Raw genomic sequence first — 24095 nt, 5'->3', positions numbered from 1 at the left:
GCCCGCGAGGCTACTCCCGCGCCGCCCGCCGCCCCACTACTCCGCGGGCGGTCGGGCCCGTACGACGACGATGAGCCGGTCCGTGGCCTGCAACGGGCTGGCCTCCGGGTTGTCGTAACCCAGCAGCCGATGGCCGCGCAACACGGTCACCACCAGGTCCTCCGTCTCCCTGACCTGCTTGCCGACCTCCGACTTGACCACCGGACGCTCGATCAGGTCCAGGCCGCTGCCCTGCTGGATCAGGTCTTCCATGACGGCGCCCGCGCTCGGGCTGTGCACGGACAGGCCGAGCAGCCGGCCGGCGGCGCTCGCGCTGGTGATCACCGCGTCCGCGCCGGACTGCTTGAGCAGCGGCGCGTTCTCCTCCTCGCGGACCGCGGCGACGATGTTGGCGCCCTTGTTCAACTGCCGCGCGGTGAGGGTGACCAGGACCGCCGTGTCATCGCGCTGGGTGGCGATGACGAACTGTCGGGCCCGCTGCCCCTCCGCCCGCAACAGCACGTCGCTGCGCGTCGCGTCGCCGACCACGCCCGCGAACCCCTCCGCGTTGGCCGACTCGATGACCTTGTGGTTCGGGTCGACCACCACGACCTGGTCCTTCCGCAGCCCGGTCGCACAGAGCGTCTGCACGGCAGAACGCCCCTTGGTGCCGAACCCGACGACGATGGTGTGGTCGCGCAAGGCGCTCCTCCAGCGGTTGAGACGGAACTGCTCGCGGGTGCGCTCGGTCAGCACCTCCAGCGTGGTGCCGACCAGGATGATCAGGAACAGCACGCGCAACGGCGTGACCAGCAGCACGTTGGTGAGCCGTGCGCTGTCGCTGTGCGGCACGATGTCGCCGTACCCCGTCGTCGACAGCGTGACGGTCGAGTAGTAGACGGAGTCGAGGAAGTCGACGGAGTCGTCGGCGTTGTCGTAGTACCCGTCGCGGTCCAGGTACACCAGCAACACCGTCACCACCATCACCAGCAGCGCGATCAGCAACCGCCGCGCCACCTGCCGCAGCGGCCCCGCGGGGAGGTTGCGCGGCAACTGCACGTGGTGCGAGACGGGTTCCTGGTTACGCGCTGCCGCGTCGTGCGAGGGCAGCTTCACGCGGTTCCTCCGGGCGGCTGGATTTCGGTTCTGACATCGCTTCCGGAGCGCGGGAGCAACGGCGAGCGTACGCCCCCCGCGTCCCCCGCGCCGCCCCGGGTCCGGACACCGGCCGCCCCGGGGGGTGCCGTGCCGGCGGCCGGGGTGGTCTGACCGGCCGGGGGCGGAGTGGGGTGTCCCGCCGGGCCGGGTGGGACCGCCGCGCCGGCCGCCGTGGGCGGGGGTGTCGCGTCGTACGCGCCGGACGGGGTTGTCGCGCCGCGCGGCGCGGGCCCGGCTGCCTCCGACTCGCGGCGGGGCTGGGCGGATGAGGTGGGTTGGTCTGGTTGGTGGGGCTGGCCGTCAGCACGGCCCCGACCGTCATCACGGCCCCCACCGTCGCCACGGTCCTGGCCAAGGCCCTGCCCTTCACCACACCCCCGACCATCGCCCCGGCCCTGGCCGGCCCCCGGCCCGCCCCCACTCCCCCCGTCAGGGCCCTGACCAGGCCAAACGCCCGTATTGCCGGAACCAGACCAGGGGAGCCCGAGGACTTCGACCTCCGTTCCGGGTTCCGCCCCGCCGGGTGGGATCACGGCCATGCCGTCGGCCACCGCCACCCCGCGCAACATCGCCGGCCCGTTGAAGTGCAACGGCGCCACCCCACCGGCCCGCCGCCGCACCGGCACCAGTCGGGTGTCGCGCGGGTGCCAGGGCACCTCGGCCACCAGCGGCACCCGCTCGACCACCGCACCGCCCGACGCCCCGGCCGGGCAGGGCGCACCGTCACCGGCAGGGCCGCCGTGCCCCGCGCCGGCCCCCGCAGCGTCCGCGTGCGACGCGCCCGAGCGGCCGGCATCCGCGTACGACACCCGCGGGTGGGCGTACGACACGTACGGGTCGGCGTCCACGTCGTACGGCTCGTCCGAACGGGCCGGGCCCGGGCGCGCACGGCCGGCCGCCACGGTCGCGGCCTCGGGGCGGGCGGCGAGCGTGCGCAGCAGCGGTTCGGCGAGGGTGAGCAGGCCGGACACCGCGGCCAGCGGGTTCCCCGGCAGGCCCACCAGATGCCGGCGCCCGTCCAGCCTGGCCAGCAGCATGGGGTGCCCAGGCCGTACCGCGACCCCGTCGACCAGCAGTTCCGCACCGAGCCGCCGCAACACCGGGTGCACGTGGTCGACCGGGCCGCCGGCCGTACCGCCCGTCGTGATCACCAGATCGGCCGTCGACCGCGCCACCGCCGCGTGCAGCGCCTCCGCGTCGTCGCCCAGCCAGCGCGTGGCCAGCACGTTGGCGCCGAGCGCCTGCAACCAGGGCCCGAGCATCGGGCCGAGCGCATCGCGGATCAACCCGTCGTGCGGCAACCCCGCGCGCAACAACTCATCGCCCAGCACCAGGACTTCGGCACGCGGCCGGCGCACCGTCGGCAACGCGTCATAGCCGGCCGCCGCCGCGAGCCCCACCACGGCCGGCGTCACGGGCGTCCCCGCGGGCAACAACTCGTCGCCCCGGCCGCACTCCTGCCCCCGCGGCCGGATGTCCTGCCCCAACTGCACGGGCCACGCCGGCGCCGCGTACAACCATCCGCCCTCCCCACGCCCCGAACCCCCACCGACCGCCCCTCCGCCTGCGCCCACTGCTGCGCCCGCGGCGTGGGTGTCAGTGTCAGTGTCGGCGTGGGCATCGGCGTCGGTGTGGTGCGGGCCGACCGGCCCGGGTGCTTCGGGCCTCTCGCCGGCGTGGAGCACGTCGGCGGCACCGGACACGCCAGATGCGCCGGATGTACGAGATGCGCTGGGTGGGGGAGATGCGCTGGGTGGGGGAGATGCGTCGGGCACACCAGGCGCGTCGGACGCGAACATCGCCGTGCCGCGCGGCGGATCGGCAGCGGGTGGCGTGCCGTCGCCCCGGGCGGCCCGCTCGTCGCGCACCATGCCGTGTTCGCTGCGCAGGACGGCGGTGGCGCCCGGCGGTGTCCTGGCCCCGGTGGCGATCCGTACGGCCTGGCCGTCCTCCAACGGTTCGGGGCGCGCGTGCCCGGCCAGTACGCCCTGACCGCGCGCCGGCAACCGCCAGGGGCCTGGCCCCGCGACGGCCCACCCGTCCATGGCCGAGGTGTCGAAGGGCGGCAGGTCGGTCAGGGCCGTCAGGGGTTCGGCCAGCACCCGGCCGAGCGCCTCGCCGAGCGGGGTGGGCGCCGCCGGCAACGGCCCGCCGGCCGCCCCCGCCGCGACCGCCCGGGCCGCCGGCCAACTCACCGCCGCCCCACCGTGCCCCGCCCGCCCCGTACCGGGCCCGTGTCCCGCGGCCCCCGCTGAACCCGTACGTCGTCGGCCCGTCATGCCGCCCGCTACCTCGGCTCTCCGGCCGGCCCCGGGCCCGCCGCCCCGGGAGATCCACCGGGCCCGGCCGGCCCTGCTGTCCCTCCCGCACCGTCCGGCGTCGGGGGCGCGCCCTCCTCCGCCCAGCGCACGGCCAACGCCGCCGCCTTGCGGGTCGCCTCGGCCACCGCCTCGCTGCCGCCACCTGCGGCCCGCCCCGCTGCGTACCCCACGAGGAACGTGGTCAGCGGCGCGGCCGGGCGCGCCACGCCGTGCGCCGCGTCCCTGGCCAGGTCGAGCAGGGCCGCCGTATCGACGTCGAGGTCGATACCGAGTTCCGCCTTAACCGTCTCGATCCATTCAGCAAGCACACGGTCATGCTCCCTGATCCGCGCCCGGGCGGCGCCCACCGCGTCCCAGGTGTCGCAGTCGAACGCCGCCTCCACGTGCCCGGGCAGCCCCGACCACCGCAGTTCGCCCAGCAACAGCCGCAGCGGCAACCCGGACAACCCGCCGTGCTCCGCGTACAGCAGGCCCAGTTCACGCCGGAGCGGCTCGGTCCGGTACGCGGCGACCAGCGGCTGTTCCCGCCCCTGCGCGTCAAGGAGCTGCTGCCCCTCGCACCCCGGCGGAATCGCCACCAGCTCCCGTACCGCACCCGGGGTCAGAAACGGCAGGTCAGCGGAGAGTACGAGGACGGTATCGGCCGCCACGTGCCGCATCCCGGCCGCAAGGCCGGCCACCGGGCCGCCGCCCGGCGGGTCCTCCCGCACCCAGTGGACCGGCCGCACCGTCGGCCGCCGCGGCCCGACCACCACCGTGCGCCCCGCCGCACCGCACGCGCCCAGCACCCGGTCGAGCAGCGAACGCCCACCGACCCTCAGCGACGGCTTGTCCGCCCCACCGAGCCGGCGCGCTCCCCCGCCGGCCAACACCACGGCGTCGTACGTCACCCGTTCGCCCACGCCCTCGCCCTCACCCGTCATGCGCCCGAGTATGGCCGCCCCGCACCCGCCCCCACAGCCCGAACCCCACCCCCACACCACCGACACCCCCCGCCCCTCCGCACTCCCTCCGTACCGCCCCGTCCCCACCCGTCCGTCCCTCGGCCGACCAGCGGGCCGAGGGACGGGCGCCCCCTCCCCTACACCGTGCGCAACAGCACCGCCGGTTGCTCGACGCAGTCGGCCACGTAGCGCAGGAACCCGCCGGCGGTGCCGCCGTCGCACACCCGGTGGTCGAAGGTGAGCGAGAGTTGGACGACCCGGCGCACCGCCAGCTCCCCGCCGTGCACCCAGGGCCGCTCCACGATGCGGCCCACGCCCAGCATCGCCGCCTCGGGGTGGTTGATGATCGGCGTGGAGCCGTCCACGCCGAACACCCCGTAGTTGTTGAGCGTGAAGGTGCCCCCGGTGAGCTCGGCCGGGGTGAGCCGGCCGGCGCGCGCCTGCTCCGTGAGCCGGGCGAACTCCGTCGAGAGCTCCACCGCGTCCCGCAGGTGCGCGTCATGCACGACGGGCACCATCAGGCCACGGTCGGTCTGCGCGGCGAACCCCAGCGCCACCCCGGCCAGTTGCACGATCTCGCGCGCTTCGGTGTCCACCCGCGCGTTCAGCTCGGGGAACCGGGCGAGCGCCGCCGTACAGATCCTGGCCACCACGGCGAGCAGCGAGACCTTCGGTCCGCCGGCCGCGTTCATCGCAGCCCTGGCCGCGAGGAGTTCGGTGGCGTCCGCGTCGACCCAGCAGGTCGCGTCGGGGATCTCGGCGCGGCTACGGGACAACTTTTCAGCCACCGCACCGCGCACCCCGCGCAGCGGTATGCGCGCCGCCTCCCGCACCCCGGCACCGGCTGCGGCGCGCGCCAGCGCACCCGAAGCCGTCGACAGCCGTGCCGCATCGCCGCCCGGCACCGCTGCCACCGCCGCACCCGGCACGGACTGCCGCACTCCGGTCGCCGCAGCCCCGGAGCCCTCAGCCCCAGAGCCCGAGTCCGCCGGCAGCCCGGCGCCGGCCGCCGACGCCGCCCCGGTGGCAGCCGCCACACCGGCAGCGGCACCCACGCCCGCACCCACGCCCGCACCCGCACCCGCACCCGCGTGCACCGTCGCGCCCGCGTCCCGCGCCGCCGCTATCGCGCGCTCCACGTCCGCGCGCAGAATCAACCCTGAGGGCCCGGAACCTGATAGCCGTCGCAGGTCAAGCCCGTGCTCCCGGGCCAGCCTGCGCACCAGCGGCGAAATCACCGGCACCGTACGCCCGGCGACACCCGCGTCCGCACCCGCGTCCGCATCCGCACCCGCGTCCGCCGCCCCGGGGCCCGCGCCCTCCGCGACCTCCGCATCCGCCGGCCGCCCCGCCGCCCGCACACCGTCGGGCGCCACCCGCACGACCGTCGCATCCACGGCAGCCGCCCCCGCCCCATCCGCCCGGCCCGCACCACCGACCGAACGCTGCGCCACCGCGCCGCCCACCTCGCTGACCTGCGGCGCTGCGATCTGCCCAGCCGTGTGCAGGGCTCCGGCGCCCTGCGGAGCCGCCCGCAACCTGCGCCGGCGGGCGGCAGGCGCCCCCGTCCCGTACCCCACGAGCACGTTCCCTGACGCCTCGTCCCCGGCCGCGCTCCCCGGCGCACCACCGGCCCGAGCCGAACCACCGCCCGAACCACCACCAGGACCGCCGCCGGAACCACCGGCCCCGGGCACACCACCGCCCCCCGGCCCCGCGCCCCCCGGCCCCGCGGCCGGCCGCCCATCCGGCCCCGGCACGGTGGCCGGATCGCTCACCGCCACCGTCAACAGGGCCGCGCCGACCGGCAGTTCCGTGCCCTCGTCGCCGTACCGCGCGGTCACCACGCCCGCGTACGGGCACGGCACCTCCACCATCGCCTTCGCCGTCTCGACCTCCACCACCGGCTGGTCGACGGCCACCACGTCACCGACGGCCACCAGCCAGCGCACGATCTCCGCCTCGGTGAGCCCTTCCCCGAGGTCGGGCAAGGCGAATTCGCGGACCACGGCCATCAGTACGCACCCCCGGCCCGACGCTCGTCGCCGCCGGTGCCGGGCTGCCAGTCCGCCTCCCACTGGAGCCTGGCCACCGCGTCCAACACCCGGTCCACACCGGGCAGGTGGTGCCGCTCCAACATCGGCGGCGGGTACGGGATGTCGAACCCCGCCACCCGCAACACCGGCGCCTCCAGATGGTGGAAGCAGCGCTCGGTGATCCGCGCCGCGATCTCACCGCCGGGCCCGCCGAACCCGGTGGACTCGTGCACCACCACCGCCCGACCGGTGCGCCGCACCGACGCGCACACCGTCGCGTCGTCGAAGGGCACCAGCGACCGCAGGTCGATGACCTCCAGGTCCCACCCTTCGGCCAGGGCCGCGTCGGCCGCCTCCAGACAGACCGGCACCGAGGGCCCGTAGGTGATCAGGGTGGCGCTGCGGCCGGCCCGGCGCACGACGGCGCGCCCGATCGGCGCCACCCGCTCCGGCTCGTCCGGCGTCCAGTCGGCCTTCGACCAGTACAGCCGCTTCGGCTCCAGGAAGATCACCGGGTCGTCGGAGGCGATGGACTCCCGCAGCAGCCCGTACGCGTCGGCGACGGTCGCCGGGACGACCACGTGCAGGCCGGGCGTCGCCATGTAGTACGCCTCCGACGAGTCGCTGTGGTGCTCGACGCCGCCGATCCCACCGCCGTACGGGATGCGAATGGTCAGCGGCATCGGCACGGCGCCCCTGGTGCGGTTGCGCATCCGCGAGACATGGCTGACCAACTGCTCGAACGCCGGGTAGGCGAACGCGTCGAACTGCATCTCCACGACGGGCCGCAGCCCGTACATCGCCATGCCGACCGCCGTGCCCAGGATGCCGGCCTCGGCCAGCGGGGTGTCCGTGCAGCGCGCCTCGCCGAACTCCTTGGCGAGGCCGTCGGTGATCCGGAAGACGCCGCCGAGCGTGCCGACGTCCTCGCCCATCACGTGCACGGTCGGGTCGTCGGCCATCGCGTCGCGCAGGGCCCGGCTGAGCGCCTGCGCCATGCTGGCCGGTTTGCGTCCGGTCGGGGCCTGGGTGGCGGGGGCAGCCGCGGTCGTCATCGTTCCTCCTCCGGCTCGAACTCCGCGTCGAGTTCGGCACGCAGTTGGGCCGCCTGCTCGCGCAGTTGGCTCGTCTGGTCGGCGTAGACATGCGCAAACAGGTCCATCGGGTCGAGCACCGCATCCCCGTTCAGCCGGTCGCGGAGCCGGCCGGCCAACTGCTCGGCCGCCTCCCTGGCCTGCTCGACCACCTCGTCGGTGAGCAGCCCCCGCGCCCGCAACTCGCCCTCGACCAGGGCGATCGGGTCGTGCGCGCGCCACGCCTCCACCTCTGCGTCCGTGCGGTAGCGGGTCGCGTCGTCGGCGTTGGTGTGCGCCTCCATGCGGTAGGTCACGGCCTCGATCAAGGTCGGCCCGCCGCCCGCCCGCGCCCGCTCCACGGCCTGCGACAACACCGCGTGCATCGCGACGGCGTCGTTGCCGTCGACGAGCCGTCCCGGCATCCCGTACCCCACGCCCTTGTGCGCGAGCGAGGGCGCCGCGGTCTGCTTCGCCAACGGCACGGAGATCGCGAACCCGTTGTTCTGTACGAGGAAGACCACCGGTGCCTGCCAGACGGCCGCGAAGTTCAGCGCCTCGTGGAAGTCGCCCTCGCTGGTCCCGCCGTCGCCGACCATGGCCAGCGCCACCACGTCATCGCCCTTCAGCCGCGCCGCGTGCGCCAGCCCCACAGCGTGCGGCAACTGGGTGGCCAGCGGCGTGCTCAGCGGCGCGACCCGGTGCTCGGCCGGGTCGTACCCGGTGTGCCAGTCGCCGCGCAGCAGGGTCAGCGCCGCCGCCGGGTCGACGCCCCGCGCGATGACCGCGAGGGTGTCCCGGTAGCTGGGGAAGAGCCAGTCCTGCTCGGCGAGTACGAGACCGGCGGCGACCTCGCACGCCTCCTGCCCGGTCGAGGACGGGTACACCGCCAGCCTGCCCTGCCGGGTCAGGGCCGTGGCCTGCGCGTTGTACCGCCGGCCGCGGACCAACTCGGCGTACAGCGACAGCAGCAGCCCCGGATCGGTGTCGGCCGCGGCCTCCGTCCCCAGGAGGCGGTACGGCTGCGCGTCGGGAAGCAACGGCGCAGGGTCGGTACGAGGCTGCCACGCCGGTGGCGGGGTGGGCCGGTAGGCGCCGGGCTGCTCAAGAACCGTCATGTCGAGCACCTCCTCTTGGGCTGCGTCCAGGCGCAGCGGTGTGCCGTGCGCCTCCCTACCGATTGTTCGGTCGACTCGTCATTTTGGCTACAGGCGGGCCTAGCCTGTGGACAAACGGTTCTCCACAGCCTGAGATGAGCGCAGTGCGTCCATGGAGGAGAGGCGGGACCGCGTGTCAGACGAACAGATGGCCAATCCGGGCGAGCACTTCCCCGCCCGGCCGCTGGACCCGATCGACCGCGACATCCTGCGGATGCTCCAGCAGGACGGCCGGGCCTCGGTACGGTCGGTGGCCGAGCGGGTGCACATATCGCGGGCCAATGCCTACGCCCGCATCAACCGGCTCATCGACGACGGCGTCATCCGCGGCTTCAGTGCCAGGATCAACCAGGAACGAGCAGGTCAGGCGGCGTCCGCCTACATCACGTTGAAGATCGTGCAGAACTCCTGGCGCACGGTCCGCGAAAAGCTGCAAGAGCTACCGGGCACCGCCCACATCGCCCTGGTCAGCGGCGATTTCGACGTACTGCTCCTGGTCCACACGGCCGACAACAGGGCCCTGCGCGAACTCGTCCTCACCCGCATCCAGGCCATCCCCGAAGTCCTCAGCACCCGCACCCTGCTGGTCTTCGAGGAAACGGACCTCGACCTGGAGCCGTAGCGCCCGGCGATGAGCCCCCGGGGAACCGACCCCGGGGGGCGATGAGCCGGGGGCGGGCGGCTGGCGCCTGGTGACGGGATGGGGCGGCCAGTGACGAGGCGAGGCGGGGCTGAGTGGCCGGCGAACGGCCGGCGACGGGGTGAGGCGGCCGGCGCCGAGGCGGGGCTGCGTGGCGTCGGGCGGGGCGAGGGTGTGGAGAGCGGGGCGCGGCGGCCGGGCCGTACCCCCGCCCACCCCGCACCGCACCACCCGCCACCCTCACCTGGCCCACCCCGCCCGACCGCCTCATCCACGAAAGGCCAGGTCACCCACGGCCCTGTCGCGGGGCCAGGCCAGCCCGGCCCCGCGGGGGCCGCCCCGGACAGCGCTACGTACGCAAGCCCGCGAAGGCCGTCCGCACCACCGCTTCGGCCACCTCTTCGCTGGTCGCGGCCCCGCCACGGGCCGGCCGGTACCACTCCACGATCGAGTTGATCATCCCGAAGAGCAGCCGGGTGGCGAGCCGTACGTCCACATCGGGGCGCAGGTCGCCGTCGGCCGCCGCCTGCTTGAGCAGCTCGGCCACCTCGTGGTCGAACTCGCGCCGCCGCTCCATCGCCCACCGCTCGGTGTCGGTGTTGCCGCGCACCCGCAGCAGCAGCGTCACGTACGGCAACTCGGCCATCAGCACCTCGGCCGTGCGCCGGACCACGTACTGCAACCGGTCGATGGCCGGACCCTGCCGCGCCTCGGGCTCCTGGAGGATGCCGAACAGTCCGTCGAGCGCCCGGTTTATGGCACGCCGCAGCAGCTCTTCCTTGCCCTTGACGTGGTGGTAGATCGAGGACTTGGAAATGCCGGCAGCCTGGGACAGGTGCTCCATGGAGGTGCCGTCGTAGCCGCGCTCGTTGAACACCCCAACGGCGACCGCGAGCAGCGACTCGGGCGTGTAGGTGTCGCGCTTGGCCATGGTCATGATTACAGCAGGTTCCGGCGCGCCGCCGCACGGCGGACCAGCAGCGGAGCCGGTGCGTAGCGCCCGGAGGGGTAGGCGGCGTGCAGGTTCCCGAGGACGCTGAGCACCCAGTCGGCGCCCAGTTCGTCGCCCCACTCCAGCGGGCCGCGCGGGTAGTTCACCCCCTTCCACATCGCCGTGTCGATGTCGTGCGCGCCGGCGACTTCGCGCCCCAGCGCGTCGGCCGCGAAGTCGACGAGCATCGCCACCGTGCGGGCCACGACCAGGCCCGGTATGTCGTCGATGACGCTGACGTCCTTGCCCAGCGCCTGGAAGAGGCCGACCGCACGGTCGAGCGAGCCCGGCGCGGCGCGATCGGCCGCGGCCAGGGCGATGCGGGTCGCGGTGCGGTAGTCCAGCGCCAGGTCGAAGCGGAGGGCGTCGGCGAACGGGTCGGCCGATGCCGCCGAGCCGTCGGTGAGCGCAAGCCGGGCACCGCCCGGCAACTCGATGAAGCCCGCCCGGCCCTCCGGCCCCGCCTGCCGGGTGACTTCGATCCCGGCCTCGGCCATCAGCTCCGGCAGCGCCGCGGCCGGCCCGAGGTCGCCGTGCACGACCACCGACGCGGGCGGCAGTTGCGGCACGGCCGTCCGCGGCTCCGGTGCCGCACCGCCCTCGCCGCCCTCCCCGTAGTCGAACCAGCCGCGCCCCGTCTTGCGGCCGTGCAGCCCGGACTCGACCAGCCGCCGCTGGGCCAGCGACGGCGTGAACTTGGGGTCCTGGAAGAAGGACTGCCACACGGAGTGGGTGACGGCCTCGTTCACGTCCTGGCCGATCAGGTCCGTCAGCGCGAACGGCCCCATCCGGAAGCCGCCGGACTCCCGCAGCACCGCGTCGATGGTGGCGGGGTCGGCCGCCCCCTCCTCGTAGCAGCGCAGCGCCTCCGCGTAGAAGGGGCGGGCGATCCGGTTGACGATGAACCCCGGGGTGTCGGCGCAGCGCACCGGGGTCTTGCCCCAGCGGGCCACCGTGGCGTGGGCGAGGTCGACCGCGCCGGGGTCGGTGGCGAAGCCGCGCACCACCTCGACCAGCGGCAGCAGCGGCGCCGGGTTGAAGAAGTGCAGGCCGAGCACGCGACCGGGCCGGTCGAGCGCACCCCCCACGGCGGTCACCGACAGCGAGGAGGTGTTGGTGGCGAGCAGGCAGTCGGCGCCGACGATCCGTTCGAGCTCGGTGAACAGCTCCTGCTTGACGGCGAGCTGCTCGACGACGGCCTCGATGACCAGGGCGGCGTCGGCCAGTTCGGACAGGTCGGCGGCGGGCAGCAGCCTGGCACCTGCGTCGGCCCGCCGGTCGGCGGTGAGCTTGCCCTTGGCCACCAGCCGGTCGAGCCGGGCCCCGATGGCCTCGGCCGCCTGCGCCGCCCGGCCCGGCAGCGCGTCGTACAACCGCACCGGATGCCCGGCGACCAGCGCGACCTGCGCGATCCCCTGCCCCATGGTGCCGGTGCCGACGACGGCCACGGCCCGGTCCTGACCGATGCCCGGCGCGGCCCCGGACCCGGCGGCGGCGTCCGGTCCCAAGGCGGCTCGGGCCGTGCTCGTGGCGGCTCCGACTGCGGTGGTCATGTCGTTGATCCTCCCCGAAAATGGGTCCACGCGGTGGTTATCCACAGGCTCGATCCGGCCTCTCTCGATGTTTGTCCACAGGTTCGCGAAGCCCCCTTGTCCCGACCGATCGTTCGGTTAATCTAGCCCTGTTCCCCCGTCCCGCCCAGCTCGACGAGGAGTTGGTCCTTGATGACCACCGAGCTCACCGCAGCCCTGTTGATCGAGAAGCACCGCCCCACGCTCGACCAGGCGCTGGAGGCGATCGGCACCCGTGCGTACTGGTCACCGCACCCCGAGCACCCCAAGGCGTACGGCAGCACGGACGAGTCAGGGCGCAGCACCCTGAGCGCGGGCGAAGGACAGGCGGCCTTCGACGCGCTGCGCGGCACCCGGTTCGAGCTGGACCAGCCGGGGACCGACGACTGGGTCGGCGACGAGGTCTCTCCGTACGGCATCGAGCTCGGCGTGCTCTACCCCCACCCCGACGTCGACGTGCTGCTCCCCGCCATGCGGGCGGCGATGCCGGCCTGGCGTGCGGCCGGGCCGCAGACCCGGGCCGTGGTGTGCCTGGAGATCCTGGACCGGATCAACGCCCGCACGCACGAGTTCGCCCACGCCGTCATGCACACCTCGGGCCAGGCGTTCATGATGGCGCTCCAGGCCGGCGGCCCGCACGCCCAGGACCGCGGCCTGGAAGCGGTCGCGTACGCGTACCGGGAGCAGGTCAGGGTGCCGGAGGCGGCGAGCTGGTCCAAGCCGCAGGGCAAGCGGGACCCGCTGAACCTGAACAAGGAGTTCACGGCCGTCGGGCGCGGCATCGCCCTGGTGATCGGCTGCAACACCTTCCCCACCTGGAACGGCTATCCGGGCCTGTTCGCGTCGCTGGCCACCGGCAACCCGGTGCTGGTCAAGCCGCATCCGCGGGCCGTGCTGCCGCTCGCCCTGACGGTGCAGGTCGCCCGTGAGGTGCTGGCCGAAGCGGGCTTCGACCCCAACCTGGTCGCGCTCGCCGCCGAGCGCACCGACGAGGGGCTGGCCAAGACGCTCGCCGTACGCCCGGAGATCCGCGTGATCGACTACACCGGGTCGACGGCCTTCGGCGACTGGCTTGAGACCCACGCCCGCCAGGCGGTGGTCTTCACCGAGAAGGCCGGTGTCAACACCGTCGTCGTCGACTCGACCGACGACTACAAGGGCATGCTGAGCAACCTCGCGTTCTCGCTCTCCCTCTACAGCGGCCAGATGTGCACCACCCCGCAGAACCTCCTCATCCCCCGGGACGGCATCCAGACCGATGCGGGCCCCAAGTCGTACGACGAGGTGGTCAGCGATCTCGCGGCGGCCGTCGACGGGCTGCTCGGCGATGACGCGCGGGCCAATGCGCTGCTGGGTGCGATCGTCAATCCGCAGGTCAAGGCGCGTATCGAGGCAGCGGGCAGCCTCGGCGAGGTGGCGCTGGCCTCACGTGCGGTGAGCCACCCCGACTTCCCCGGGGCCACGGTGCGCACGCCGACGATCGTCAAGGCCGACGGCGCCCGCAAGACCTGGGACTCCCCGGAGGCCGACGCCGCGTTCCTGAGCGAGTGCTTCGGCCCTGTCTCCTTCGCGGTGGCGGTCGACTCCACGCCGGAGGCCGTGGAATTGCTCCGCCACACGATCCGCACCCAGGGCGCCATGACCGTCGGCGCGTACACCACATCGGCCGAGGTGGAGCAGTTGGCCGAGGAAGCGTGCCTGGAGGAGTGCGCCCAGCTCTCGCTGAACCTCACCGGCGGGGTGTACGTGAACCAGACCGCGGCCTTCTCCGACTTCCACGGCTCGGGCGGCAACCCCGCGGCCAACGCCGCCCTGTGCGACGGCGCCTTCGTGGCCAACCGCTTCCGCATGGTGGAGGTCCGCCGCCAGGCGTAGGGCTCCGCCACGGCGACAGCGACGGCGGGTGCGGGGCGGGTGGGGGTGCGGGTACGACGGCGGGTACGGAGCGCGTCCCCCGCCACTCAGTCCGCAGCGGCCCGGGGCGTCACGGGCTCCTCCGCCACGGCAGCCGTCCCGGCGTCGCGCTGCGCCAGGGCCGTGCGCAGGGCCCGGACGAACACGCCGAGTTCGGGGTCGTCCGCCGCGTCGGCGAGCGCGGCGGACAAGGTGGCCTCGTACGTGCCCCGGGCCTCGGCGTGCCGGGCCCGCCCGGCGTCGGTGATCACGGTGTAGACGCCGCGCTTGTCGTCGTCGCACAGGTCACGGAAGGCGAAACCGGCGCCGAACAGCCGCCCGGCGAGCCGGGTCGTGGAGCTCTGGTTGAGCCCCACCTTGGCGGCGAGTTCCTGCATGCGCAGCCCGCTCGCGGTGGCCAGCGTCAGATGCCCGAGGGCGCGGTACTCGGACAGACCGAGGCCGTGCTGCCGCTGGAGCACGGCCGAAAGCCGCTGTTCCACGCGCGCGTGCAGGGCGATGACGCCACCCCACAACAGCTCGTCGTCCATCGCACTCTCCCCGCCTAGCAGGCCACTTGACACGAGGCTACCGGCCCGGCGAGACTCGGCAAAGAAGTTGCACGTACATGCAACTTGACCCCTTGATCTTGCCGACCCGCCCCTGCCAGCCGGCGCGCCCAGCCGCCAAGCCCTCCCGGGAGCACAGCCGTGGCCTGGATCTACCTGCTCGTCGCCGCCGTCTTCGAAGTGGTCTTCGCCCTCAGCACCAACGCCACCGAGGGCTTCACCCGGCTCTGGCCCTCGCTGCTGACCGTGGCCGCGGCGACCGGCGGCGTGTTCTTCCTGAGCCTGGCGCTGAAGACGCTCGACGTGGGCGTCGGCTACACGATCTGGACCGGCCTCGGCTCACTCGGCACCGTCACCTTCAGCGCGATCCTCTACAAGGAACGCCTCACCACGCCCAAGGTGATCTCCTTCATCGCCATCATCGGCGGCGTGGTCGGCCTCAAGCTCTCGGCCGGGGTCTGACCCGTACGACCACCACCCGGCCAGCCAATCCGCCACCCCGGCTAACCGGCTAACCGGCTAACCGGCTAACCGGCTAACCGGCTAACCGGCTAACCGGCTAACCGGCAATGGTCGCGTGCACGCGCACCCAGGTGTGCATGGCGATCGCCGCCGCCGCACCCGCGTTGATCGACCGCGTCGAGCCGAACTGCGCGATCGAGCACACCATGGCCGCCCGGTCCCGCGCCTCCTGAGTCAGCCCCGGCCCCTCCTGCCCGAAGAGCAGCACACAACGGCGCGGCAACTCCACCCGCTCCAGCGGCACCGCACCCGGCAGGTTGTCGATGCCGATCACGGGCACCTGCTCGGCCGCCGCCCACGCCGTCAGGTCCGCGGTGTCCGGGTGGTGGCGTATGTGCTGGTAGCGGTCGGTGACCATCGCGCCACGGCGGTTCCACCGCCGGTTGCCGACGATGTGGATCTCCTTGGCGAGGAACGCATTGGCCGTACGGACCACGGAGCCGATGTTGAAGTCGTGGCTCCAGTTCTCCACCGCCACGTGGAAGTCGTGCCGCCGCCCATCGAGGTCGGCGACGATCGCCTCGTGCCGCCAGTAGCGGTACTCGTCCACCACGTTGCGCCGGTCGCCGTGGGCCAGCAGCTCGGGGTCGTACTGGTCGCCGGTGGGCCACGGCCGAGGGTGCGGCCCGACCCCGACCTGCTGCTGGAAACCCTCGTCGTACTGGATCGGCTCACCGCCGCCGGCGGGCGAAGCGGGCTGGTCCACGGCGTGCGGGGCGGTCTGGCTGGTCACCCCACGAGGGTACGTTCTGCCGGCGGCGCGACGGAGGCCCCGGCCGGTACGGACGGACGACGCGGCAGCCGCCCGCGGGCCCGCCGCAGCGTGACACCGAGCCAGAGCAGGAAGCCCGTCGGCAGGAACACCGCGTCCGCGGCGATCATCGCCAGCGACAGGAACGGCAGCCCGAGCACGACGGCTATGCCGATGTGCTCCAGCATCATCACCCCGAGCAGGACGTTCTTGGCCCGCCGGTTGAGGAGGGCGAAGGGGAAGGCCACCTGGACGAAGACAGTCCCGTAACTGAGCAGCATGACCACCGTGCCGCTGTTGGCCAGCACGCCGGTCAGCTCCGGCCACGGCGAGAAGTAGTCCAGGTGCAGCGGGTAGTGCACGGCCGTGCCGTCCTGCCAGCGGGTGCCCTGGATCTTGTACCAGCCGGCGGTGGCGTAGATCAGACAGACCTGCCCCATGATCACGACGAGCGCGGCGTTGTGCGCGAGGTTGGCGAGCGCACCCATGACCGCCCGCGCCTCCCCCGGCGCGTACCGGCACACGGCCCACCACGCGCCGTGTATCGCCCACAGGCCCCAGAAGACCAGCGCCCACCCGCTGCTCAACTCGCCCAGCGCGGTGACCACGGCCAGCGAGGTGCCGAGCAACGTCCACAGCACCACCCCCGTGCTGTCGCTGCCGAACAACCCCTCCTGCCCCTCAGCGCCCCCCGCGGCCGTCGCGACCTGGCCCGTCGCGGGCCGGGCCGCCTCGCCCCAGGCCGCCATCGCACCCGGCTGACCAGCGGATTCCTGCGGCGCTTGGCCCTTCCGCAGGGCAGCGGGCCAGCGGTCGAGGTCCACCCGGGCGCCCTGCGGCTGCGCCGACGGAGCGCCAGCCGGCGCAGCCGGATACGGAGCACCGGGCGCCGGCACCGTACCCGGCACGGCCCCTGGCGCCCGCGCGGCCCGCGCCGCCCGGCGGGCGTCCAGCGACCACACCTGGCCGCAGCGGGTCAACACCAGGTAGATCGCCATCAGATGGATGATGTTGTCGCCGCCGTCGCCGACGAACACATTGCGGTTCTGGAGCGAGAGCACACCCACCATGAACAGCACGGACATGGTGCGGGTGCGCCAGCCAAGCAGCAGCAACGCGCTGGAGACCACGGCCAGCAGGTAGACGATCTCGAACCACGCCCGCCCGTCCGACCACATCAGCACCGTGAACGCGCCGCTCTGGTCGATCATTTGGCGCGCCATCTCCGGCGCCCACGGGCTGTCCGGCCCGTACAGCACCCCCCGGTGCGGCCACTCCCGCAGCAGGAACAGCAGCCAGGTGAAGGAGAACCCGATCCGCACGATGGCGGTCTGGTACGGCCCGAGCGCCGTACCAGTGATCTTGGCCTGGCCGCGGGTCACGGCCCGCTCCAACCGGCCCATCAGGAGACGGAAGCTCACTGGTCGTCCCCCTTCACCCGGTCGTTCTCCGGCCGAACCGCAGCCCGGGCCCGATCGTCCGGGTCCGGCCCGTCGTGCCCGGGCAGATCGTCACTGGTGATGGTCCACCACGGCAACACCCGGTGGATCGGCTTCAGATCGATCTTCTCCTCGCTCCACGAGGGCGGCGCCACGGGCTCGGTGACGGCCCGCACCTGCACGCGCTCCACGACGCCCCCCGCATGCTCGGGCCCGAACCGGTGCGCCACCATGCGTCGTACGTACTGCTCGGAGAGCTGGCCGCGGAGGCCGACCGGCTGCTCCTTGGCATCGTGCGAACCGGCGTAGAACTCCCAGGCGCGGCGCAGTTGGTTCTGCTGCGCATGGCTGGGCAGCGGATTGTGGCGCACGGCCGCACCGTCCTGGGCCGTCAGATCGGTCCACCCGGTGACGGCCTTGCCGCCGTCGGGAGTGCGCACCTCAGCGCGCGCCTGCACGGCGATGTTCTGCTGAAGAGGGTTGGGAGCGAAGAGTTTCCAGTTCTGCTCGAACTCCGGGTAGATGTACTCGCCGATGGTCTCGGTGTGCTTCCTGTTGACCGTATTGGACGGCGCCACATGCAGAAATGACATGCCCAGATGGACGGCGACCGCCACCACGGCAACCGCTATCGCCACCCCGAGGACGACCTGCCCGGGCAGCGAGAGCGCACCCGGCGCCGCGCCGGGGGTGCCGCCGGTGGGAGTGCCGCTTGCGGGGCCGCTACCGGTGGGGGCGCTGCCGGTGGCGACACTGCCGGCGGAGTGCCGGGCGGCACCGGCCGGGTCACCGGGGCTGCCGACCGGCGGTGGCCCGGTCCGCGGGCCGGGAATGGACACACCCGCCTCGGCCGGCATGTCCGTAGCACCCGGCGGCACGTCCGTGACACCCGCCGGCACGTCCGTGCCGCCCGTCGTGCCGCGGAAGGCACCCTCCCGCTCGCCGTCGCCATCGGCCGGCCCGGGCTCGGCGGCGCGACCTGACGGCGCTCGCGGCGCATCCTGCGGGTCGGAGCCAGCCGCCCCGCCCGCATCCACCGCACGGCCCACGCCGTCCGTACCGCCGTCCACGCCCTCACCACCCGTTCGTACGGCGTCGTGCTGCCGCGGCGCCGCATCGGCGCCCGAACCGCCCGCACCCGGCCCTTCGCCGTCCGCGCCGGCCCGTCCAGACCGCTCGGCTCGCTCGTCCGGTTGCATACCCGCCCCGTTCCCCTTCTCGGCAGCGCTCGGCGCCGCTCTCCTCCGCCCGGAGACGGTACCTACGGTGCCTCATCCAGGACAGCTCCCCCGAGTTATCCACAGGCCAGTTATCCACAGCCTTGACACCGCTTGAGGCACCAGAGACCATCGAACCGAACGATCGGTCGGTCGGCTGCTGGGTTCGCGACACGGCTCGCGACGCCCAGCAGCCCGACAAGGTCTCGACGACCTGCGGGTCGGTGGCGAGGAGACATGACATGACGACGATGGCGCCGGACGCCGGCACACAAGACGACGCGGCCCACGAAGCGCGCTTCAACGAGGCAGTCGCCGCCGAGGAGCGCATCGAGCCGCGCGACTGGATGCCGGACGCCTACCGCGCCTCACTGGTGCGGCAGATCGCCCAGCACGCCCACTCCGAGATCATCGGCATGCAGCCCGAGGCGAACTGGATCACCCGCGCGCCCTCACTCCGCCGCAAGGCCATCCTGATGGCCAAGGTCCAGGACGAAGCAGGCCACGGCCTCTATCTCTACAGCGCCGCAGAAACCCTGGGCACCGGCCGCGACGAACTCCTCGACCGCCTCCACACCGGCCGCCAGAAGTACTCGTCGATCTTCAACTACCCCACCCTGACCTGGGCCGACGTCGGCGCGATCGGCTGGCTCGTGGACGGCGCCGCCATCACCAACCAGGTGCCACTGTGCCGCTGCTCCTACGGCCCCTACGCGCGCGCGATGGTCCGCATCTGCAAGGAGGAGTCCTTCCACCAGCGCCAGGGGTACGAACTCCTCCTCGCCCTCAGCCAGGGCACCAAGGCCCAGCACGCCATGGCCCAGGACGCCGTCAACCGCTGGTGGTGGCCGTCCCTGATGATGTTCGGACCACCGGACGGCGAGTCGGCGCACTCCGCCCAGTCCATGGCCTGGCGCATCAAACGCCACTCCAACGACGAACTGCGGCAGCGCTTCGTCGACATCTGCGTCCCACAAGCCGAATCGCTCGGTCTCACCCTGCCCGACCCCGACCTGACCTGGGACGAAGAGCGCGGACACTACGCCTTCGGCGCCATCGACTGGGACGAGTTCCGCGAGGTCCTGCGCGGCAACGGCCCGTGCAACGCCCAGCGGGTCAACCAACGCCGCACGGCCCACGAAGAAGGCGCCTGGGTGCGCGAAGCCGCCGCCGCCTACGCCACCAAGCACCAGCCCACCACGGCCGGCGCCCCGGGCGCGGCGCACGCACCGGACGTACGAGAAGAGGACATCGCATGAGCACGGCGGACTGGCCCCTGTGGGAGGTCTTCGTACGCAGCAGGCGCGGGCTCAGCCACACCCACGCCGGCAGCCTGCACGCACCGGACGCCGCCATGGCCCTGCGCAACGCCCGCGACCTGTACACCCGCCGCTCGGAAGGGGTGTCCATCTGGGTCGTGCCCTCCGCCGAGATCACCGCGTCGTCCCCGGACGAGAAGGACCCCTTCTTCGAGCCGGCGGCCGACAAGCCGTACCGCCACCCCACGTTCTACGACATCCCCGAGGGGGTGCGGCACCTGTGAACCCCGTACCCACCAGCGCGGCCCTGGCCCTCGGAGACGACGCCCTGGTCCTCTCGCACCGGCTGGGAGAGTGGGCCGGCCACGCCCCCGTGCTCGAAGAGGAACTGGCCCTCGCCAACATCGCACTCGACCTGCTCGGCCAGGCCCGCGTCCTCCTCTCCCTCGTCGGCGACGAGGACGAACTGGCCTACCTGCGTGAAGAGCGCGCGTTCCGCAACCTCCAGCTCGTGGAACAACCCCGCGGCGACTTCGCCCACACCATCGCCCGCCAGCTCTACTTCTCCGGCTACCAACGACTGCTCTACGAGGAACTCACACAGGGCGCCGGCCCGTTCGCCGAACTCGCGGCCAAGGCGGTCAAGGAAGTCGACTACCACCGCGACCACGCCGAACAGTGGACCCTGCGCCTCGGCGACGGAACGGCCGAGAGCCACCAGCGGATGCAACAGGCCCTGGACGAGCTGTGGCGCCACACCGGAGAGGCATTCGAGCCGGTCGAGGGCCTCGACGTGGACTGGGCCACCCTGCGCGAGCGCTGGACGGAGCGCATCACCAGCGTCGTACGACGGGCCACGCTCACCCTGCCGACCGGCCCCCAACAGGGATCGTGGGCCGCAGGAGCCGGCCGCCAGGGCGTCCACACCGAACCCTTCGGCCGCATGCTCGCCGAGATGCAGCACCTGCACCGCAGCCACCCGGGGGCGACATGGTGACACCGAGCCCCCTTACGGAAACCCCACTGGAACGCGAGCTGCGCCAGGCCGCCGGCTCCGTCCCCGACCCTGAGCTGCCCGTCCTCAGCCTCGCCGAACTCGGCGTACTGCGCTCACTCCGCATGACGGGCCCGGGCAAGGTCGAGGTGGAACTCACACCGACCTACACCGGCTGCCCCGCCATCGAGACCATGGCCGCCGACATCGAACGGGTGCTGCATCAACGCGGCATACCCGAAGTCGCCGTGCACACGGTGCTCTCACCGCCCTGGACCACCGACGCCATCAGCCCCGACGGCCGGCGCAAACTCCAAGAGTTCGGCATCGCCCCACCGCGACCCACCGGCCCGGCAGCAGCCGGCCCGATAGCCGTTGACCTGGCGATCCGCTGCCCGCACTGCGGCTCCACCAGCACCAGCCTGCTCAGCAGGTTCTCCTCCACGGCGTGCAAGGCACTCCGCCGCTGCGAAAGCTGCCTCGAACCCTTCGACCACTTCAAGGAGTTGTCATGAGCTCGGCCCGTCACAGCGCCTTCCACCGGTTGCGCGTGACGGCCACCGACCGGCTCACCGACGACGCCGTGGCCATCACCTTCGCCGTACCGCCCGAACTGCGCGACCACTACCGCTACACCCCCGGCCAGCACATCGCACTGCGCCGCTTCACCCGCAACACCGAGATACGCCGCACCTACTCGATCTGCTCCCCGGTCACAGACCCGGCCGGGCCGACCAGCCTGCGCATCGGCGTACGGCTGGTCGAGGGCGGCGACTTCTCCACGTACGCGCTCAAGGAGCTCGCCGTGGGCGACGAGGTGGAGGTGATGGCCCCGACCGGCCGCTTCGTGCTCGACGTCGCCCCCACGACCGAGCCCGGAAGCGACAGCGAGCGCGCCCACGGAGAAGCAGCCGAAGCAGCCGCTGGTCAAACGGCTGAAGAGGCTGGAAAAGCTGAAGAAACGGTGCGGCACCCGCAGCGCGGCGGGCACTACGCGGCCGTCGTCGGTGGCAGCGGCATCACCCCGGTGCTCTCCATCGCCGCCACCCTGCTGGCGAACCGGCCGGACGCCCGCTTCTGCCTGCTGCGCAGCGACCGCACCGCCGCCTCCACGATGTTCCTCGAAGAGGTCGCCGACCTCAAAGACCGCTATCCGGACCGGTTCCAGCTCATCCACGCGCTCTCACGCGAAGAGCAACAGGTCGGCCTGGACTCCGGACGCCTGGACCGGGAACGGCTCACCACCCTGCTGCCGGCGCTGGTCCCGGTGGAAGCCGTCGACGGCTGGTTCCTGTGCGGCCCGTACGGCCTCGTCCGGGCCGCCGACGCCGCACTCCAGGAGCTGAACGTCCCCCGCGCCCGGGTCCACCAGGAAATCTTCCACGTGGCCGACGACTCCGCACCGACGCGCAGCAGCGTCGCGCCCGCACACAGCACGGTCACCATCACCCTCGACGGCCGGTCGGGCAGTTGGCCGGTGCGCGAGACGGAATCACTCCTCGAAACGGTGCTCCGCAACCGCGCCGACGCCCCGTACGCGTGCAAGGGCGGCGTCTGCGGCACCTGCCGCGCCTTCCTGGTCACCGGCGAGGTCCACATGGAGCGCAACTTCGCGCTGGAAGCGGAAGAGTTGGACGCGGGGTACGTACTGGCCTGCCAATCCCACCCCGTCAGCGAACGAGTGGAACTCGACTTCGACCGCTGACCGCTCCGACCTCTGGCTGCTCCGACCGCCGACCGTGCCCTACTCCGGTGCTCGGCTGTGCGCCCCTGGCACGACATAGGAGGCGTACGGGCCAGGTGGGGCGATCGGAGGGAGCAGCGCGGGTCGGATCGAGCATGTGCGGGGCCTGTCCGACAAGTTCAGCGGGAACCGCAACACCACGGCCGGGCCAAGAGCCCGGCCGTTCCCCTTCCGCCGCCCAAGGTCAGAGCACCGAAGCGGGGTGCTCCCCCTCGCTCACCATCGGGCGACCAGCGGCGTGCCAGGCCAGCATCCCGCCGCCCACGTTCACCGCGTCCAGCCCCTGCGCGAGCAGATACTGCGCCACCTGAGCGGACCGGCCACCGACCCGACACACGACATGCACCCGACGGCCGTCGGCGACCGCCTCGGTGAGCTCACCGAACCGGGCCACGAGCTCGCTCATCGGCAGGTGCAACGCGCCATCGGCATGCCCGGCCGCCCATTCGTCGTCCTCACGGACATCCAACAGGAACCCATCGGCCGGCACCGCCGCGGCCTCCACCTCAGGCAGTTGGGCAAATGACATCAAGGCACCTCGTTCTTTTGATTTCCAGGCTTTCTGGGATTTCCCAGCATTCTCATTCGGGGGGGGGCTTCCCCCTCCCCCCTCCCTCCCCACCCTCCCCCTCGCCCCACCCCCACCACCCCACGCCTAACCCCCACACCACGCGCCCCCAGCCCCCACCACCACGCTCAAGCCCAGCCCATGTCACCGCCCACCAGCCACCCACGCCCCACCAGCAGCCAGCCGCCCATCACCAGCCCCGCCCCAACCACCAGCCCTAACCAGCACCCACGAACCACCGCACTCCCCACCAACCACCAACTGCCGCCCCTAATCACAAATCACACGCCCCGGCCCAACCAGCAACCAGCAACCAGCAACCAGCAACCAGCACATACCACCCCACCCAAAGCCCCCGCCCCACCAACCCAGTGCCGCCCCCACCTCCCACTCCGCTAATCCAGCAACCCCGCCAGCCGGGCTTCGCGTTCTGCTACCTGGGCCAGTAGTTGTTCCGCGATTTCGTCGAGCAGGCCGTCCGGGTCGTCCTGGGCCATTTTGATCATGGAGCCGATGGCGCTGGCCTCCAGTTCCTCGGCCATGGTCGCCAGGAGTTCCTTGCGCGCCGCGAGCCACTCCAGCCGGGCGTAGAGCTCTTCGCTGCGGCTTGGCCACTGGGGCTCGGGGGCCGGGCCCGCGTCCCACTCGTCCGCCAGCGCTTGGAGCTCTTCGGCGTTGCCGTCCGCGTAGGCGGCGTTGACCCGTACCAGGAATGCCTCCCGGCGTTCCCGCTCGGCCTCTTCCCGGGCCAGGTCGGGATGGGCCTTGCGAACCAGTTCGCGGAAGATGCGGCGGGCCTCCTCGCCGGGCCGTACCCGGGGCGGCGGTTGGACCGGGCGTTCCGTCAGCATGGCCTGGGCCTCGTCCGAGATGCCGTCGGAGTCCATCCAGCCCTGGAACAGTTCCTCCACCTGCGGCATGGGCAGCACCAGTGCGCGTGCTTCCCGGGCCCGGCGCAGGTCCTCCGCATCACCGGACTTGGCCGCGATCGCTTCCGCGATCAGTGCGTCCAGTTCGTCCAGCCGCGTGTACATGGGGCCGAGCCGTTGGTGGTGCAGGCGGGAGAAGTTCTCGACCTCGACCCGGAAGGTCTCCAACGCGATCTCGAACTCGATCAACGCCTGCTCGGCCGCCCGCACGGCACGCTCCAGCCGTTCCTCGGGGCGTGGCGGGGCTCCCGGCGCGGACTGCGCTGGCTGCTGGCGCGCTTCCTGGTTCGTCTGCGCTTCGGGGTTCGTCACCTGGCCAGCCTACGGGCCGGCCGACGTG

General features: G+C 72.8%; 22 protein-coding genes. 8 read left to right on the top strand and 14 right to left on the bottom strand.

The genetic code is table 11. The annotated features are described in order from the left end of the window. Window positions 1–36: 36 nt before the first annotated feature. From ACMA1D_RS08580 to pdhA, 6 genes are all read right to left on the bottom strand, one after another. Window positions 37–1095, bottom strand: coding sequence for a potassium channel family protein (locus tag ACMA1D_RS08580; RefSeq protein ID WP_414723256.1), 1059 nt, complete (start codon window positions 1093–1095; stop codon window positions 37–39). Then, window positions 1092–3332, bottom strand: a complete 2241-nt coding sequence (locus ACMA1D_RS08575; RefSeq protein ID WP_414723255.1) for a molybdopterin-binding protein — start codon at window positions 3330–3332, stop codon at window positions 1092–1094. Before ACMA1D_RS08575 ends, ACMA1D_RS08580 begins: the two co-directional genes overlap by 4 nt. 92 nt (window positions 3333–3424) lie before the next feature. Further along, the gene (locus tag ACMA1D_RS08570; RefSeq protein ID WP_414723254.1) at window positions 3425–4381 is read right to left on the bottom strand and encodes an NTP transferase domain-containing protein; all 957 of its coding nucleotides are present in this window, start codon (window positions 4379–4381) and stop codon (window positions 3425–3427) included. A gap of 158 nt (window positions 4382–4539) precedes the next feature. After that, on the bottom strand, window positions 4540–6417 hold the full coding sequence (locus ACMA1D_RS08565; RefSeq protein WP_414723253.1) for a dihydrolipoamide acetyltransferase family protein: 1878 nt from the start codon (window positions 6415–6417) through the stop codon (window positions 4540–4542). Then, the gene (locus ACMA1D_RS08560; RefSeq protein WP_414723252.1) at window positions 6417–7493 is read right to left on the bottom strand and encodes an alpha-ketoacid dehydrogenase subunit beta; all 1077 of its coding nucleotides are present in this window, start codon (window positions 7491–7493) and stop codon (window positions 6417–6419) included. Before ACMA1D_RS08560 ends, ACMA1D_RS08565 begins: the two co-directional genes overlap by 1 nt. Continuing rightward, entirely contained in the window at window positions 7490–8629 is a 1140-nt protein-coding gene (gene pdhA / locus ACMA1D_RS08555) for a pyruvate dehydrogenase (acetyl-transferring) E1 component subunit alpha (RefSeq protein ID WP_414723251.1), read from the bottom strand. The genes ACMA1D_RS08560 and pdhA overlap by 4 nt, the downstream gene beginning before the upstream one ends. Before the next feature lie 151 nt (window positions 8630–8780). Here pdhA and ACMA1D_RS08550 point away from each other — a divergent pair, with 151 nt between their 5' ends. Next, window positions 8781–9290: an Lrp/AsnC family transcriptional regulator gene (locus tag ACMA1D_RS08550; RefSeq protein WP_414723250.1), complete on the top strand. Its 510-nt coding sequence runs from the start codon at window positions 8781–8783 to the stop codon at window positions 9288–9290. 367 nt (window positions 9291–9657) lie between these two features. Here the strand turns inward: ACMA1D_RS08550 and ACMA1D_RS08545 are convergent, their stop codons facing one another. Both ACMA1D_RS08545 and ACMA1D_RS08540 read right to left on the bottom strand, forming a co-directional pair. Continuing rightward, a complete protein-coding gene (locus tag ACMA1D_RS08545; protein WP_349994580.1) occupies window positions 9658–10245 on the bottom strand; it encodes a TetR/AcrR family transcriptional regulator in 588 nt (195 codons plus the stop codon). A gap of 2 nt (window positions 10246–10247) precedes the next feature. Next, complete coding sequence (locus ACMA1D_RS08540; protein WP_414723249.1) at window positions 10248–11852, bottom strand: 3-hydroxyacyl-CoA dehydrogenase; 1605 nt, start codon at window positions 11850–11852, stop codon at window positions 10248–10250. Between the two features lie 171 nt (window positions 11853–12023). On the opposite strand from ACMA1D_RS08540, the gene paaN reads away from it, so the two are divergent. Then, on the top strand, window positions 12024–13745 hold the full coding sequence (gene paaN / locus ACMA1D_RS08535; protein WP_414723248.1) for a phenylacetic acid degradation protein PaaN: 1722 nt from the start codon (window positions 12024–12026) through the stop codon (window positions 13743–13745). 86 nt (window positions 13746–13831) lie between these two features. Here paaN and ACMA1D_RS08530 read toward each other — a convergent pair whose 3' ends face one another. Then, window positions 13832–14314 carry a MarR family winged helix-turn-helix transcriptional regulator gene (locus tag ACMA1D_RS08530; RefSeq protein WP_414723247.1) on the bottom strand — a complete coding sequence of 161 codons (483 nt, stop codon included), beginning with the start codon at window positions 14312–14314 and terminating at the stop codon, window positions 13832–13834. A gap of 159 nt (window positions 14315–14473) precedes the next feature. Here ACMA1D_RS08530 and ACMA1D_RS08525 point away from each other — a divergent pair, with 159 nt between their 5' ends. Then, window positions 14474–14794, top strand: coding sequence for a DMT family transporter (locus ACMA1D_RS08525; RefSeq protein WP_414723246.1), 321 nt, complete (start codon window positions 14474–14476; stop codon window positions 14792–14794). A 97-nt stretch (window positions 14795–14891) separates the two neighbouring features. On the opposite strand, the gene ACMA1D_RS08520 is transcribed toward ACMA1D_RS08525, so the two are convergent. Genes ACMA1D_RS08520 through ACMA1D_RS08510 form a run of 3 tightly spaced genes read right to left on the bottom strand, consistent with a single transcriptional unit; the run spans window position 14892 to window position 18243 of the window. Beyond that, the gene (locus ACMA1D_RS08520; protein WP_414723245.1) at window positions 14892–15587 is read right to left on the bottom strand and encodes a TrmH family RNA methyltransferase; all 696 of its coding nucleotides are present in this window, start codon (window positions 15585–15587) and stop codon (window positions 14892–14894) included. Further along, window positions 15584–17008: an HTTM domain-containing protein gene (locus tag ACMA1D_RS08515; RefSeq protein ID WP_414723327.1), complete on the bottom strand. Its 1425-nt coding sequence runs from the start codon at window positions 17006–17008 to the stop codon at window positions 15584–15586. Before ACMA1D_RS08515 ends, ACMA1D_RS08520 begins: the two co-directional genes overlap by 4 nt. A 14-nt stretch (window positions 17009–17022) precedes the next feature. After that, window positions 17023–18243, bottom strand: a complete 1221-nt coding sequence (locus ACMA1D_RS08510) for a DUF5819 family protein (RefSeq protein WP_414723244.1) — start codon at window positions 18241–18243, stop codon at window positions 17023–17025. A gap of 260 nt (window positions 18244–18503) precedes the next feature. On the opposite strand from ACMA1D_RS08510, the gene paaA reads away from it, so the two are divergent. The 5 genes from paaA to ACMA1D_RS08485 are packed head-to-tail and all read left to right on the top strand — an operon-like array spanning window position 18504 to window position 22219. Then, window positions 18504–19520, top strand: coding sequence for a 1,2-phenylacetyl-CoA epoxidase subunit PaaA (paaA, locus tag ACMA1D_RS08505; protein ID WP_414723243.1), 1017 nt, complete (start codon window positions 18504–18506; stop codon window positions 19518–19520). Next, window positions 19517–19804, top strand: a complete 288-nt coding sequence (paaB, locus tag ACMA1D_RS08500; protein WP_349992180.1) for a 1,2-phenylacetyl-CoA epoxidase subunit PaaB — start codon at window positions 19517–19519, stop codon at window positions 19802–19804. The genes paaA and paaB overlap by 4 nt, the downstream gene beginning before the upstream one ends. Beyond that, window positions 19801–20517 carry a 1,2-phenylacetyl-CoA epoxidase subunit PaaC gene (gene paaC, locus ACMA1D_RS08495; protein WP_414723242.1) on the top strand — a complete coding sequence of 239 codons (717 nt, stop codon included), beginning with the start codon at window positions 19801–19803 and terminating at the stop codon, window positions 20515–20517. The genes paaB and paaC overlap by 4 nt, the downstream gene beginning before the upstream one ends. Continuing rightward, on the top strand, window positions 20511–21029 hold the full coding sequence (paaD, locus tag ACMA1D_RS08490) for a 1,2-phenylacetyl-CoA epoxidase subunit PaaD (RefSeq protein WP_414723241.1): 519 nt from the start codon (window positions 20511–20513) through the stop codon (window positions 21027–21029). Before paaC ends, paaD begins: the two co-directional genes overlap by 7 nt. Beyond that, on the top strand, window positions 21026–22219 hold the full coding sequence (locus ACMA1D_RS08485) for a 2Fe-2S iron-sulfur cluster-binding protein (protein WP_414723240.1): 1194 nt from the start codon (window positions 21026–21028) through the stop codon (window positions 22217–22219). Before paaD ends, ACMA1D_RS08485 begins: the two co-directional genes overlap by 4 nt. A gap of 223 nt (window positions 22220–22442) precedes the next feature. On the opposite strand, the gene ACMA1D_RS08480 is transcribed toward ACMA1D_RS08485, so the two are convergent. Beyond that, entirely contained in the window at window positions 22443–22787 is a 345-nt protein-coding gene (locus ACMA1D_RS08480) for a rhodanese-like domain-containing protein (protein WP_414723239.1), read from the bottom strand. A gap of 434 nt (window positions 22788–23221) precedes the next feature. Further along, window positions 23222–24067: a hypothetical protein gene (locus ACMA1D_RS08475; RefSeq protein WP_414723238.1), complete on the bottom strand. Its 846-nt coding sequence runs from the start codon at window positions 24065–24067 to the stop codon at window positions 23222–23224. Window positions 24068–24095: the final 28 nt, after the last annotated feature.

Source organism: Streptomyces sp. 796.1, assembly GCF_047525675.1.
GTDB lineage: Bacteria > Actinomycetota > Actinomycetes > Streptomycetales > Streptomycetaceae > Streptomyces.
Note: the sequence above shows the minus strand (reverse complement) of the source record. Positions and strands in the feature narration are given on the sequence as shown.

Bases quoted from the DNA above. Each gene is read 5' to 3' on its own strand.
- ACMA1D_RS08570 (WP_414723254.1), bottom strand. From the start codon at position 4,381: ATGACGGGTGAGGGCGAGGGCGTGGGCGAACGGGTGACGTACGACGCC.
- ACMA1D_RS08565 (WP_414723253.1), bottom strand. From the start codon at position 6,417: ATGGCCGTGGTCCGCGAATTCGCCTTGCCCGACCTCGGGGAAGGGCTC.
- ACMA1D_RS08560 (WP_414723252.1), bottom strand. From the start codon at position 7,493: ATGACGACCGCGGCTGCCCCCGCCACCCAGGCCCCGACCGGACGCAAA.
- pdhA (WP_414723251.1), bottom strand. From the start codon at position 8,629: ATGACGGTTCTTGAGCAGCCCGGCGCCTACCGGCCCACCCCGCCACCG.
- ACMA1D_RS08550 (WP_414723250.1), top strand. From the start codon at position 8,781: ATGGAGGAGAGGCGGGACCGCGTGTCAGACGAACAGATGGCCAATCCG.
- ACMA1D_RS08545 (WP_349994580.1), bottom strand. From the start codon at position 10,245: ATGACCATGGCCAAGCGCGACACCTACACGCCCGAGTCGCTGCTCGCG.
- ACMA1D_RS08540 (WP_414723249.1), bottom strand. From the start codon at position 11,852: ATGACCACCGCAGTCGGAGCCGCCACGAGCACGGCCCGAGCCGCCTTG.
- paaN (WP_414723248.1), top strand. From the start codon at position 12,024: ATGACCACCGAGCTCACCGCAGCCCTGTTGATCGAGAAGCACCGCCCC.
- ACMA1D_RS08530 (WP_414723247.1), bottom strand. From the start codon at position 14,314: ATGGACGACGAGCTGTTGTGGGGTGGCGTCATCGCCCTGCACGCGCGC.
- ACMA1D_RS08515 (WP_414723327.1), bottom strand. From the start codon at position 17,008: ATGGGCCGGTTGGAGCGGGCCGTGACCCGCGGCCAGGCCAAGATCACT.
- ACMA1D_RS08510 (WP_414723244.1), bottom strand. From the start codon at position 18,243: ATGCAACCGGACGAGCGAGCCGAGCGGTCTGGACGGGCCGGCGCGGAC.
- paaA (WP_414723243.1), top strand. From the start codon at position 18,504: ATGACGACGATGGCGCCGGACGCCGGCACACAAGACGACGCGGCCCAC.
- paaB (WP_349992180.1), top strand. From the start codon at position 19,517: ATGAGCACGGCGGACTGGCCCCTGTGGGAGGTCTTCGTACGCAGCAGG.
- paaD (WP_414723241.1), top strand. From the start codon at position 20,511: ATGGTGACACCGAGCCCCCTTACGGAAACCCCACTGGAACGCGAGCTG.
- ACMA1D_RS08485 (WP_414723240.1), top strand. From the start codon at position 21,026: ATGAGCTCGGCCCGTCACAGCGCCTTCCACCGGTTGCGCGTGACGGCC.
- ACMA1D_RS08480 (WP_414723239.1), bottom strand. From the start codon at position 22,787: ATGTCATTTGCCCAACTGCCTGAGGTGGAGGCCGCGGCGGTGCCGGCC.